Raw genomic sequence first — 12,584 nt, forward strand, 5'->3', positions numbered from 1 at the left:
AGGGTCGAACAGTCAGGTATGCAAACGCGCCGCATGAGTCGCGGCCAGGATCAAGTCAGGCGCGCCAACGCCAGCGGGCCAGGGCCTTGATGACTTTCATCCAGAGTTTGCGAGTAACCACCACGATGGCGTTTCCAGGAGGGGATTGAACAGAGTCCACCGACATTAGCTCAGCGCCAGCTTCCAGGCAACCGGGAATCAGCGCCCGCAGATCGTCGATGACCAGCGCAGGCTCTTCCTCGGCGATCGGCCGGCCATGGTTGTAGCCATAGCTGAGGGCCACGCAGGTGACGCCGGCGGCCTTGGCGGCCTGCACATCACTGCGCGAGTCACCGATAAACAGGCACTGCGAGGCCGGGATACCAGTCATTTTCATCACATGGAACAGCGCCGCCGGGTCGGGCTTGCGCTGCGGCAAGGTGTCGCCGCCGATGATCAGGCGGAAAAACCGTCCCAGTTTCATTTCATCCAGCAAGGGCGCGACGAACTGCTCCGGCTTGTTGGTGATCAGGGCCATTTCCATGCCCTGCTTGTGCATCCAGCTCAGGGTTTCGTGCACGCCGGGATAGACCTGGGTCAGCTCATGACCACCGGAATAGGCCTCCATGAAGATCGCCAACGCCTGCTCGGCTTCGCCGTCGTCGACGCCCGAGTGATCGATATGACCGGCCAGCGCCCGACGTACCAGAACCAGCACGCCGTTGCCAACCCACTCGCGCACCGCGTGCAGCCCGGCCACCGGACGCCCGAGGGCGAGCAGCATTTTATCCACCGCCAGGGCCAGGTCGGGCACCGAATCCACCAGCGTCCCATCCAGATCGAACATCACCAGCTTGGGCAAACGGCCCGGAAAAAGCTGCTCGAATACGGTCATGATCGAGCCAGCGCCAGTTCGGCGCGCATTTTCTCGATGACTTCACGGTAGTTCGGGGCATTGAAGATCGCCGAGCCGGCAACAAAGGTGTCGGCACCGGCCGCGGCGATTTCGCGGATATTGTTGACGTTCACGCCGCCGTCGATTTCCAGGCGGATATCACGGCCAGAGGCATCGATCAGGGCCCGCGCTTCACGCAGCTTGTCGAGGGTGCCGGGAATGAACTTCTGCCCGCCAAAACCCGGGTTGACGCTCATCAGCAGGACCATGTCGACCTTGTCCATCACGTACTTGAGCACGTCCAGGGGCGTGGCCGGGTTGAACACCAGGCCGGCCTTGCAACCGCCTTCGCGGATCAGTTGCAGGGAACGGTCGACGTGCAGCGTGGCTTCCGGGTGGAAGGTGATGTAGGTCGCACCGGCTTCGATGAAGTCGCCGACGATGCGGTCCACCGGGCTGACCATCAGGTGTGCGTCGATGGGCGCGGTGATGCCGTACTTGCGCAGTGCCGCGCAGACCATCGGGCCAATGGTCAGGTTGGGCACATAGTGGTTGTCCATGACATCGAAGTGCACGAAGTCGGCTCCGGCAGCGAGCACGTTGTCCACTTCCTCACCCAGGCGGGCGAAATCGGCGGAGAGAATCGACGGAGCAATGACGAAGGGCTGCATGACGCACCTTTTTTGAGCAGAATCACGATGGCGGGCATTGTATACCGCCCGCTTTGCCCCGCCCACCGTGACCGCGACGATTGGCCATGCAAGCCTGGAATGCTTGAGCCAAAGCCCTCAGTAAGCGGAGCGGTAGATCTTTTCGATGTCCACCGCGCTCAGGCGACGGGGATTGTTGCGCATCAACCGCTCGGTAGCGGCCGCCTCCTCGGCCATGGCCGGGATCGCGTCCAGGGGTACGCCGAAGCTTGCGAGACCGGCGGGAATCTCCACCGCGGCGCACAGATCGGTCATGGCGGCGACGGCCTTGTCGGCCGCTTCGATCAGGCTCAGACCCGTGACATTGACGCCCATGGCGATGGCAATGTCCCGCATGCGCTCGACACAGGCGATCTTGTTCCAGCTCATGACATAGGGCAGCAACAGGGCATTGCTGACCCCGTGGGCGATATTGAAGCGTCCACCCAACGGATAGGCCAGGGCATGTACGGCACCGACGCCGGCATTACCGAAAGCCATCCCGGCCATCAGGCTGGCGGTAGCCATTTCCTCACGGGCCTGGAGGTTGGACGGGTTGGCGTAGGCCTTGGGCAGCGCCGTGGCAATCAGCTTGATCGCGCCAATGGCCAGGGCATCGGTAATCGGCGAGGCATTGAGTGACAGGTAGGCTTCAATCCCGTGGACCAAGGCATCGACGCCACTGGCGGCGGTGACGCTGCGCGGGCAGGTCAGGGTCATCTGCGGACTGACCAGTGCCACATCCGGCAGCAGGTAATCGCTGACGATGCCCTTTTTCAGCTGGGCCTGCTTGTCGGAGAGAATGGCGACATTGGTCACCTCGGAGCCGGTGCCGGCGGTGGTGGGGATGGCGATCAGCGGCGGGCCCTTGCGCGGCACCTGGTCAATGCCGAACAGATCCTCCAGGGCCCCGTGATAACCGGCGTAGGCGCCCACGCTTTTAGCGATGTCGATGGCGCTGCCACCGCCCAGGCCGATCAGGCCGTCGTGCCCGCCTTCGCGGTAGGCCCGCATGCAGTCCTCGACAATGGCGATTTCCGGGTCGGGCAGCACACGGTCGAAGATTGCATAGGTGCGCCCACCCAGGTGAGCCAGTGCCAGCTCGACGGTCCCTGACTTGACCAGTGCGGCATCGGTCACGATCAACGGATGGTCGACATTCAGCCGGGTCAGCTCATCGGCCAATTGCTCGATGGCGCCACGGCCGGTGATCAGTTTATGGGCGATCTTGAATGAGGAAATGCTCATGCTCGCAGCCTTCTTGTCGTGATGATCAGGGCACGGGCAAGCATAACCGGGATTGGCTTTGCTCTGTCATCCAGAATGATGAATGACAGAGTCGCCAGAGGATGCCTTTATCAGACTTGGGTGGTGCGCAATTTCTCGCTGCGTCCACGCAGCCATTCCAGGGTCAGCAGCAGGATCACCGAGAAGACAATCAGCAAGGTCGCCGCCGCGGCGATGGTCGGGCTGAGGTTCTCGCGAATGCCACTGAACATCTGCCGGGGCAGGGTCGCCTGTTCGGGGCCGGCAAGGAACAGGGTCACCACCACTTCGTCGAACGAGGTCGCAAAGGCAAACAGCGCCCCGGAAATCACCCCTGGCGCGATCAGCGGCAAGGTCACCCGGCGGAACGCCGTCAGTGGCGAGGCCCCCAGGCTGGCCGCAGCACGTACCAGGTTGTGATTGAAACCCTGCAAGGTCGCCGACACGGTGATGATCACAAAAGGCACGCCCAACACCGCATGCACCACGATCAACGAGAAGAAACTGTTACCCAGCCCCAGGGGAGCGAAGAACAGGTAGCTGGCCACACCGATGATCACCACCGGCACCACCATGGGCGAGATCACCAAGGCCATCACCAGCGGCTTGCCCGGGAAATCGCCCCGGGTCAGGCCGATCGCCGCCAGGGTCCCGAAGACCATCGCCAGCGCCGTGGCCGCCGGAGCGACGATGATGCTGTTGCGCAAGGCGCGCATCCACTCCGCCGAGGCGAAGAAGTCCTGGTACCAGTGCAGCGAGAAACCTTGCAGCGGATAGACGAGGAAACTGCCCGAGTTGAACGACAGCGGGATGATCACCAGCACCGGCAGGATCAGGAACAGCAGGATCAGCCCGCACAGGATGCGCAAACTGTAGAACCAGACCCGCTCGACGGGCGACATGTAGGGGCTCAGCATTTCTTATTCTCCTTAGCTCAGGCGCAGGCGGCTGGCGCCCACCAACCGGCTGTAAATCAGGTACAGGACCACGGTCGCCAGCAGCAGCAGGCCACCCAGGGCGGTCGCCATGCCCCAGTTGATGCTGGTGTTGGTGTAGAAGGCGACGAAGTAGCTGACCATCTGGTCGTTCGGGCTACCGAGCAGGGCCGGGGTGATGTAGTAACCAATCGCCAGGATGAATACCAGCAGGCAACCCGCGCCCACGCCGGCATAGGTCTGCGGGAAGTACACCCGCCAGAAGCTGGCGAACGGATGACAGCCCAGGGAGATTGCCGCGCGCATATAGGTCGGCGAGATGCCCTTCATCACGCTGTAGATCGGCAGGATCATGAACGGCAGCAGGATGTGCACCATGGAGATGTAGACGCCGGTGCGGTTGAACACCAACTCGAGCGGCTTGTCGATCACCCCCATGGCCATCAACGCGCTATTGATCAGGCCACCGGACTGCAACAGCACAATCCAGGCCGCGACCCGCACCAGGATCGAAGTCCAGAACGGCAGCAGCACGAGGATCATCAACAGGTTGCTCTGCCGCGACGGCAGGTTCGCCAGCAGATAGGCCAGCGGGTAGGCCAGCACCAGGCAGATGGCGGTGATCACCAGGCCCATCCAGAAGGTGCGGGCAAAGATATCGAGGTAGATCGCCTGGTCCGGGGTGGCCGGGGCCAGTTCGCCGAGGTCATCGATCCGATGGTCGACGGCCGCCAGCAGGTAATAAGGGGTGATGCTGCTGGTATTGCGCCGGATCGCCTGCCAGTACGCCGGATCACCCCAGCGTTCGTCGAGGGCTTCCAGGGCTTCTTTATAGGAGGCCGGTTCGGTCTTGAACGGCAGGGCGCGCGCGGTCTTGGTCAACAGGCTGCGATAGCCGGCCAGTTCCATGTTCAGGCGCTTGGACAAATCGCCCAGGGTCTGATTCTTGCGGGCGTCGCCGAGGTCTTCGCTCAAGGCCTTGTAGACCGGCTCGCCGGGAAGGCTCTTGCCGTCCCAGGCGGCGACGGCGACCACGGTGCGCGGCATGGCGCCGACCACTTCCGGGTTACCGACACTTTTATAGAGCAGCGCCACGATGGGCACCAGGAACACCAGCAACAGAAACAGCACCAGCGGTGCAATCAAGGCCTGGGCCTTCCAGCGGTTGACCCGCTCGGCACGCGCCAGGCGCTGCTTCAAGGTGGGACTGGTGACCTCGTTCAGAGGAACGGTGAGGGCCATGGCGAACTCCGGAATTCTTTTATTGTTACAGCGGGCGGTGTCGCGTTGCCGCGCACCGCCCGCTGTTCTTGGGACCTGCTGTGTTACTTGGCAGCCCAGGCGTTGAAGCGCTGTTCCAGCTGCTCACCGTTATCCGCCCAGAAGGCAACGTCGATCTGCACCTGGTTGGCGATGTTTTCCGGGGTGGTCGGCATGTCTTTCAGGATGGCTTTATCGAGCAACGGGACCGCCTGGATGTTGGCCGGGCCGTAGGCGATGTTTTCCGAGTAGACCTTCTGCTGCTGCGGCATCACCGAGAAGGCGATGAATTTCTTCGCCGCTTCAAGACGCTCGCCCTTCAGGCCTTTTGGAATCGCCCAGGCGTCGAAGTCATAGACGCCGCCGTTCCAGACCACTTTCAGGTTGCTTTCTTTCTGTACCGCGGCGATCCGACCGTTGTAGGCCGAGCTCATCACCACGTCGCCGGAGGCGAGGTACTGCGGCGGCTGCGCGCCGGCTTCCCACCACTGGATATTCGGCTTCAGCTCGTCGAGCTTCTTGAACGCACGGTCCTGGCCATCCTTGCCGGCCAGTACCTTGTAGACGTCTTTCGGCGCCACGCCATCAGCCATCAAGGCGAATTCCAGGGTGTACTTGGCGCCCTTGCGCAGGCCACGCTTGCCGGGGAATTTCTTGGTGTCCCAGAAATCAGCCCAGCTGGTCGGTGCACTGCTCACTTTGTCAGCGTTGTAGGCCAGTACCGTCGACCAGACGAAGAAGCCCACGCCGCAAGGCTGGATGGCGCCCTTGACGTAATCTTCGCCCTTGCCGAACAGCGCCGGGTCGAGGGGTTCGAACATGTCTTCGTCGCAACCGCGGGACAGTTCCGGCGACTCGACCTCTACCAGGTCCCAGGACACGCTCTTGGTATCGACCATGGCCTTGACCTTGGCCATTTCACCGTTGTACTCGCCGGCCACGATCTTGCCCTTGCCCGCCGCCTCCCACGGCGCATAGAACGCCTTGACCTGTGCGGCCTTGTTCGCGCCACCAAAGGACACCACGGTCAGGTCGGGCCCCGCCATGGCATTTGCCGCGCACATCAGCCCAAGGGTCAGGGCGCTGAATTTCAGGGATTTAAGCATTTATTCTTCTCTCCACAGTGCAGGTTGGTGAAGCACGGGGCGATGGATTCGCCTCTTGGGTTACCGCGATCAACTGGCGTCCAGTAACGGATCGAGCGCGCGAACGTGCTCCACTTGCCAGCCGATAGGTACGACGTCGCCGACCGCCAGGGCTGGGTCCAGCTCGGCAATGGGCTGTTTCACGAAAAAGTCGGTCTTGCCGCAGACTTCCAGGCGCACACGCACGTGGTCGCCCAGATAGATGAACTCGGCCACGCGGCCCGAGAAGCGGTTGACGCAAGACTCGCTGGAGCCGTTGAGGCTGATGCGTTCCGGACGGATCGACAGGGTCACCGGCTCGCCGGTCTTGCCGACGTTCACCGCCAGCGCCTCGACCTTCTCACCACGGCCGAGCTCGACCACGCAGCGATCACCGCTGTGACTGTGCAGGCGGCCGTTGAGGCGGTTGTTCTCGCCGATAAAGTTGGCGACGAAGGTGTTCTTCGGTTCTTCGTAGAGGGTGCGCGGCGGCGCGATCTGCTGGATCTCGCCCTGGTGGAACACCGCCACGCGGTCGGACATGGTCAGGGCTTCGCCCTGGTCGTGGGTCACGTAGACCACGGTCACGCCGAGGCGCTGGTGCAGGTGCTTGATTTCCATCTGCATGTGTTCGCGCAACTGTTTGTCCAGTGCACCGAGGGGTTCGTCCATCAGCACCAGTTGGGGCTCGAACACCAGGGCCCGGGCCAACGCCACCCGCTGCTGCTGGCCACCGGACAACTGCGCCGGGTAGCGCTGGGCGAACTTGTCGAGCTGGACCATGCCCAGCACCCGCTTGACCCGCTCGCTGACGTCGGTCTTGCTCAAACCGCGCACGGTCAACGGGAACGCCAGGTTCTCGGCGACGGTCATGTGCGGGAACAGGGCGTAGTTCTGGAACACCATGCCGATGTCGCGTTTGTGCGGTGGGACATTGTTGATGGAGCGGCCGGCCAGCAGGATCTCGCCGGCGGTCGGGGTTTCGAACCCGGCCAGCATCATCAGGCTGGTGGTCTTGCCAGAACCGGAAGGCCCGAGCAGGGTCAGGAATTCGCCCTTGCGAATGTCCAGGTTGAGGTCTTTGACGATCAGGTTCTCACCGTCGTAGCTTTTTTGTACGCCACGAAAGCTGACCAGTACATCGTTCGCCCCAGCGCTTGAATCAACCTCGCTCATACCCTCACCTTTTTGTTTTGGACTGCCGTGGGGCTAAGCCTAGTGAAGGCTGGTGGCAGCGCAAATCGGGGGGCGGGAGAGATTGTCCTCAGCCGTCTGGAAGAATTGGGGTAGGGATTGCCCTACAAGGATGGCGGGATTGGATAAGCCCGCAAGCCGCTGCCGACGGCGAGGCCCGGAACAGCGTCAGACGACCATCCAAGGCTGTCGCAAATGGATATGTGCATACCTGTTTTTGTAGGAGCGAGCTTGCTCGCGATGGTGACCCAGGCTCCGCGGGGCATCAGACTTCCCGCGTTATCGTTAACGTCCATCGCGAGCAAGCTCGCTCCTACAAGGTCAGGGAATTCCGTCTCAGAGCAGCTTGTGCTCCATCGCGTATTTCACCAGTTCGGCCAGGGAGGTGATGTTGAGCTTCTGCATCAACCGCGCCTTGTGGGTGCTGATGGTCTTGCTGCTCAAGGCCAGTTGCTGGGCGATGTCGTTGACATTGGCGCCCTGGGCCAGACGCTCGAAAACCGAGAACTCGCGCTCCGAGAGCAAGGCGTGCAGTGGTCGCGAGTCGGTCAGGCCGACTTCGAAGACCATGCGGTCGGCCAGGTCCGGGTCAATGTAGCGACCGCCGGCCGCGACCTTGCGGATCGCTGTCAGCAACAGAGCCGGATCGCTGTCCTTGGTCGCATAGCCGGCGGCACCGACCTTGAGGGCCCGAGCCGCCATCTGTGCCTCGTCGTGCATGGACAGCACCAGGATCGCCGGGGGATTGTTCAACGCGCGAATCCGCGGGATGGCCTCCAGGCCGTTGACACCCGGCATCGAGATATCCAGCAGGACCACTTCGCAGGGCGTATGGCGCAGGACTTCGAGCAGTTGTTCGCCATTGCTGGCCTCCCCCACCACGGACAGGTCCTTGGCCAGACCGATCAACTGCTTGATGCCCTCGCGGACAATGGTGTGGTCTTCGGCTACCAGTACGCGGATCAATGTTATCTCCCGGTTGAATCAGTTGAACCGCTATCAAGGCCTACACGTCCAACGGCACCCGTGCGCTGAGGGTCGTCCCCTCACCCACCACGCTTTCCAGGCGCAACGTGCCGCCGAGCATCAATACCCGCTCACGCATGCCGACCACTCCGAAGGAGGTCGGCCTGCCGCTGGCGGAGACGAATCCTACGCCATCATCACTGATGGTCAGGCATAAATCCTCGCCTTCAATGGCCAGTGTCAGTTCAACAGTATGCGCCTGGGCATGACGCATGACATTGGTCAGCGCTTCCTGGAGGATGCGGAACAGGCCGATGGCTTTTGCATCGCTGAGGGCCGGCAGATGCTCCGGCACTTGCACCAGGCAGGGAATCTGCGTCCGCGCCTCGAACCGCCGGGCCTGCCATTCGATGGCCGAGGCAATGCCGGCATCGAGAATCGGTGGGCGCAAGGCCGTCGCCACATCCCGGACCAGTTGGAACAGTTGAGCAATCAGCTTCTTCATGCTGTTGAGCCGATCATTCAGGCCAGGATCGAGCTGAGCATAGGCCAGTTCGCACATGGACGTTTCCAGCTTGAGCACCGTCAGCATCTGCCCCAGTTCGTCGTGAACCTCCCGGGCGATACGGGCCTTTTCCTCTTCACGGACGCTTTCCAGGTGGGCCGACAGCTCGCGCAGCTGTTCGCGGGACGCCGCCAGTTCCAGCTCGATGCGCTTGCTCTCGCTGATATCCCAGACGATACCGTCCCAGACCACGCTACCATCCTCCAGCCGACGGCTGATGGCCTTGATCTCGGCCCAGCGCTGGCGGCCTTCGCGGGTCATGATCCGGCCTTGCCAGGACCAGTCGCTGTCCGCCTCCAGCGCCCGATCCTGGGTCTGGTGGTAACCGGCCTTGTCCTCCGGATGCACCAGACTGCGCAAGCCGATCTCCTGCCGGCGCAGGGTCGCCGGGGCATAACCCACCAGGTTCTCGCTGCCTTCACTGATGTAGGGGAAATGCAGCTCGCCGGTCAGCGGCACACGCTCCAGGCGGAACACCAGACCCGGCACATTGGCGGCGATTGCCTTCAAACGCGCTTCGCTTTCCTGGGCTGAGGCCAGCGCACGACGGCGCTCGGTGACGTCGTTGAGGTAGACCACCAGGTATTCGCCCTCGCGAAAACGCAGGAAGCTCAACGACACATCGGCCGGCAGGATGCTGCCATCGGCGCGAACGCATTGGGTTTCCAGGCTTTGCGGGCCTTCCTCGCTAGCCCGGGCACGCTTCCACAGGTTCAGCCAGCGATCCATGTTCAGGTTCGGATCGAAGTCGATCAAGGGGCGGTCGAACACCCCGCCCGGCGGATAACCGAGCATCTCTTCCGCCGCCCGGTTGGCATAACGGACATGACTGTCCCAGTTGACCCAGAGAATCCCCACCGTGCTCTGGTCGATGGAAAACTGGGTCAGGCGCAGGGCTTCTTCACTCGCCTCACGTCGGGCGAGGGCTTCCCGGGCGGCGAGCAGCTCATGCTCCAGGCTGTGCTGCTGGCGACGCAGCCAGAAGATGATGGCCAGGCCCGCGAACAACAACACCGCCAGCAGCAGACAGAGGTTTTGCCAGAAACCCGGTGACTCAGTCAGGCGCGGGTACTTCGGTTGCAGCCAGCGGGCATGCAGTTGCTCCAGATCCCGCGCCGGGATCGCATGCAAAGCCTTCTCCACAACCCCCGCCAGTTCCGGCCAGTCGCGCCGTGTCGCCACTCGCAGTAGCTGCGGCAAGCCGATATCGCCGACCACCGCCAGCCCGGCAAACTCTTCTTCGTTGGACAGGCGACTGAGCTGCGCCTCATCGATCACCGCGTAGCGAGCCTGCTGGCTCGTCAACAATTGCAGGGCCTGGCGCTCCAGCGGCACACCCTGCAGATTGAGATTGGGGTAGGTGTTGCGCAGGTAATCGGCGACCGTACTGGGCATGCGCACGGCCACGCGGGTCTGGCTGTCGAGTTTTTCCAGCTCCACGGCGCCGGCGCCGTTGCGTTCGCCCACCACCAGTTGCGGTACACGCATATAAGGATCGGAGAACAGCCACAGGCGCAGCCCCGCCGGGGTCTGGGTCAGCCCCGGTGCGAGGTCGATCTCGCCTTCGCGCAAGGCTTTTTCCAGTTGCGTCTGATCGGGAAAGTTACGCCAGGTCAGTTCGACATCGAGGCTCTTGGCCACCCAGGCCATCAGTTCCACATTGGCCCCGGACAAGCGCTGCAGCCGACGGTCGTATTGCGCATACGGCGCCTGCAGGACCAGACCGACCCGCAACTCGTGGTGCTGGTCGAGCCACTCGCGCTGCTCGCCGGACAAGACAACCCCTTGCCCATGGGAAGCAGGCGCCGCCCAGGCAATCAAGGGAAAACACAAACAGCCGATAACCCACAGGCAGCAAAACCGTATCATTCGACGCTCACACACTGACAAATGCTGACCAACCCATTAGGCTGCCAGGATGACTCTGGCCTGGAAAATTCGATGCCTCTTCTCTACCGCCTGGCACTGCCCGCGCTGTGCCTGTCGCTGATACTACCTTGTGCCGCGCCCGTCATGGCCGCCGATCCGGCGCCGGCCGCGGCGCAGAAGCCCGCCGAAAAGCCGGTGGAGCGCCAACCCCTGCTCGAGCGTAGCCAGGAAGACGCGACCGCGCTGGAACACCAATTGCCCCAGCAGGAACAACAGCAACTGCAAGCCGGCGGCGACAGTTTCCTGGCCTTGTGGAAACCGGCCAACACGCCTTCGCCCCTGGGCGCGGTGATCCTGATTCCCGGTGCCGGCGAAACCGCTGACTGGCCCCAGGCAATCGGCCCGTTGCGGCGCAAGTTCCCGGATGCGCAGTGGAGCAGCCTGAGCCTGACCCTGCCGGACCTGCAAAGCGACGCGATCCAGCCACGGGTGGACGAAGCGCCCAAGGCACCGGCGGCGACCGCCAGTAACAGCAAGGACGCCAGCACCACGGCCAAGCCCATCGAACAGGCGGCCAGCGCCGAAGCCGAGGTGGTCGACCAGGCCGCCGTGCAAACCGCTGAAGATCAGTTGAAAGCCGACGCAGAGCGGATCTTCGCACGAATCGACGCGGCGATTGCCTATGCCAAGCAGCAAAATGCTCGCAGTGTGGTTCTCCTGGGCCATGGCACCGGCGCTTACTGGGCGGCCCGCTACATGAGCGAAAAGCCTTCGCCACAGATCCAGAAACTGCTCCTGGTGGCCGCGCAGACGCCGACCACTGCGCCACAGAACCTGGCTCAGATCACCCCTGGACTGAAACTGGCGACGGCGGATTTCTTCTACCAGGACCGGCCGCTGGATCGCAAAGCCGCACTGGAGCGGTTGCAGGCCAGCAAGCGGCAGAAAACCACAAGCTACAACCAGATCGCGCTGAAGGCCCTGCCGGGCAATGCCGGGCAGGAACAGTTATTCCGGCGCATCCGTGGCTGGTTGAACCCGCAGGATGTGGGCGGTCTCTGAAACGTAGCGCCTAACGGAAATCCCTGCGCTCGCGAATCAGCACATAGGCATTGTGCAAATCGCGGGTTTTTTCCGTGGCCTCGCGCACTTGTAGAGGCGTGGCACCACTGCCCGCGATCTTGTCAGGGTGGTGGCGACTGAGCAGGCGCCGATAAGCCCGCTTGATTTGCGCCGGCTCACTGTTGGCCGCCACGCCCAATAACACCAGCGCCTCCTCATAAGTCCCGGTCGTGTTCGACAGCACCTTGCGCCCCGGCTCGTAGTCATGGGCCAGGGCCTGGACCTGATGGCTGGTCCAACCCAGCCATTTGCCCCAGAGCATGATCAACTCACGCTCCGTCGTCCCGACCCGACCGTCGGCCCAGACCATTCGCCAGCACGCCCGCAAAACGCCTTCGGCGGCATGGGGCTGGGCCTTCAGGTGATTCAGGTAGCCGCGCAGTCGATCATTCCCCGACTTGCCCCGGTTGAACGCGGCAATCGCCCGGCGCCGCGCCGCATCAGCCATATCCAGTTGACGCATTTCCTCGCGCGCCTGCTGGATATGTCCGTCGACCACCTGCCCATCGCTCTTGGCCAGTCGCCCCAACAAGACAAACAGCAATTCATCGTTGCGTAACGCCGGCTTGCCCCCCAGGCGCTCGCGCAAATGGGCAAGGCTGTGCAATTGCAGGCGCCGATCCAGCGCCTGCCCGAGTAACGCGCCCAACATGGCCCCCGGAATACTGGCGATCGCAAAACCCGCCCCGGCTCCAATCAGAGTCCCTGGCCACAACATAA

The 12,584-nt window shown here is 62.8% G+C and carries 11 protein-coding genes; 1 reads left to right on the forward strand and 10 read right to left on the reverse strand.

Annotation, left to right across the window (positions count from 1 at the left end; translation table 11 throughout):
• Positions 1–55: 55 nt before the first annotated feature.
• From M5B42_RS17595 to M5B42_RS17635, 9 genes are all read right to left on the reverse strand, one after another.
• A complete protein-coding gene (locus M5B42_RS17595) occupies positions 56–874 on the reverse strand; it encodes a phosphoglycolate phosphatase (protein WP_152741036.1) in 819 nt (272 codons plus the stop codon).
• Complete coding sequence (rpe, locus tag M5B42_RS17600; protein ID WP_248746567.1) at positions 871–1,545, reverse strand: ribulose-phosphate 3-epimerase; 675 nt, start codon at positions 1,543–1,545, stop codon at positions 871–873. Before rpe ends, M5B42_RS17595 begins: the two co-directional genes overlap by 4 nt.
• A 117-nt stretch (positions 1,546–1,662) precedes the next feature.
• Complete coding sequence (locus M5B42_RS17605) at positions 1,663–2,811, reverse strand: iron-containing alcohol dehydrogenase (protein ID WP_248746568.1); 1,149 nt, start codon at positions 2,809–2,811, stop codon at positions 1,663–1,665.
• Between the two features lie 110 nt (positions 2,812–2,921).
• Positions 2,922–3,746, reverse strand: a complete 825-nt coding sequence (locus tag M5B42_RS17610) for an ABC transporter permease (protein WP_100940514.1) — start codon at positions 3,744–3,746, stop codon at positions 2,922–2,924.
• Between the two features lie 12 nt (positions 3,747–3,758).
• Entirely contained in the window at positions 3,759–5,006 is a 1,248-nt protein-coding gene (locus M5B42_RS17615) for an ABC transporter permease (RefSeq protein WP_103495724.1), read from the reverse strand.
• A gap of 83 nt (positions 5,007–5,089) precedes the next feature.
• A complete protein-coding gene (locus M5B42_RS17620; RefSeq protein WP_248746569.1) occupies positions 5,090–6,130 on the reverse strand; it encodes an ABC transporter substrate-binding protein in 1,041 nt (346 codons plus the stop codon).
• Positions 6,131–6,199: 69 nt separating this feature from the next.
• On the reverse strand, positions 6,200–7,324 hold the full coding sequence (locus M5B42_RS17625; RefSeq protein ID WP_103495722.1) for an ABC transporter ATP-binding protein: 1,125 nt from the start codon (positions 7,322–7,324) through the stop codon (positions 6,200–6,202).
• A gap of 354 nt (positions 7,325–7,678) precedes the next feature.
• Complete coding sequence (locus M5B42_RS17630; protein ID WP_100940518.1) at positions 7,679–8,308, reverse strand: response regulator transcription factor; 630 nt, start codon at positions 8,306–8,308, stop codon at positions 7,679–7,681.
• 40 nt (positions 8,309–8,348) lie between these two features.
• Positions 8,349–10,742, reverse strand: coding sequence for a sensor histidine kinase (locus M5B42_RS17635; protein WP_248746570.1), 2,394 nt, complete (start codon positions 10,740–10,742; stop codon positions 8,349–8,351).
• 72 nt (positions 10,743–10,814) lie between these two features.
• Here M5B42_RS17635 and M5B42_RS17640 point away from each other — a divergent pair, with 72 nt between their 5' ends.
• Positions 10,815–11,804 carry an alpha/beta hydrolase family protein gene (locus M5B42_RS17640; RefSeq protein WP_152741042.1) on the forward strand — a complete coding sequence of 330 codons (990 nt, stop codon included), beginning with the start codon at positions 10,815–10,817 and terminating at the stop codon, positions 11,802–11,804.
• A 10-nt stretch (positions 11,805–11,814) separates the two neighbouring features.
• Here M5B42_RS17640 and M5B42_RS17645 read toward each other — a convergent pair whose 3' ends face one another.
• Positions 11,815–12,582: a TerB family tellurite resistance protein gene (locus M5B42_RS17645; protein ID WP_152741043.1), complete on the reverse strand. Its 768-nt coding sequence runs from the start codon at positions 12,580–12,582 to the stop codon at positions 11,815–11,817.
• Between the last annotated feature and the right edge of the window lie 2 nt (positions 12,583–12,584).

Origin of the sequence: Pseudomonas sp. MWU12-2037 (assembly GCF_023242345.1) — a bacterium.
GTDB lineage: Bacteria > Pseudomonadota > Gammaproteobacteria > Pseudomonadales > Pseudomonadaceae > Aquipseudomonas > Aquipseudomonas gingeri_D.

What these genes read in the sequence shown, in the direction of transcription:
- M5B42_RS17620 (WP_248746569.1), bottom strand. Translation starts at nt 6,130, where the DNA reads ATGCTTAAATCCCTGAAATTCAGCGCCCTGACCCTTGGGCTGATGTGC.
- M5B42_RS17610 (WP_100940514.1), bottom strand. Translation starts at nt 3,746, where the DNA reads ATGCTGAGCCCCTACATGTCGCCCGTCGAGCGGGTCTGGTTCTACAGT.
- rpe (WP_248746567.1), bottom strand. Translation starts at nt 1,545, where the DNA reads ATGCAGCCCTTCGTCATTGCTCCGTCGATTCTCTCCGCCGATTTCGCC.
- M5B42_RS17625 (WP_103495722.1), bottom strand. Translation starts at nt 7,324, where the DNA reads ATGAGCGAGGTTGATTCAAGCGCTGGGGCGAACGATGTACTGGTCAGC.
- M5B42_RS17635 (WP_248746570.1), bottom strand. Translation starts at nt 10,742, where the DNA reads ATGATACGGTTTTGCTGCCTGTGGGTTATCGGCTGTTTGTGTTTTCCC.
- M5B42_RS17645 (WP_152741043.1), bottom strand. Translation starts at nt 12,582, where the DNA reads ATGTTGTGGCCAGGGACTCTGATTGGAGCCGGGGCGGGTTTTGCGATC.
- M5B42_RS17640 (WP_152741042.1), top strand. Translation starts at nt 10,815, where the DNA reads ATGCCTCTTCTCTACCGCCTGGCACTGCCCGCGCTGTGCCTGTCGCTG.
- M5B42_RS17605 (WP_248746568.1), bottom strand. Translation starts at nt 2,811, where the DNA reads ATGAGCATTTCCTCATTCAAGATCGCCCATAAACTGATCACCGGCCGT.
- M5B42_RS17595 (WP_152741036.1), bottom strand. Translation starts at nt 874, where the DNA reads ATGACCGTATTCGAGCAGCTTTTTCCGGGCCGTTTGCCCAAGCTGGTG.
- M5B42_RS17615 (WP_103495724.1), bottom strand. Translation starts at nt 5,006, where the DNA reads ATGGCCCTCACCGTTCCTCTGAACGAGGTCACCAGTCCCACCTTGAAG.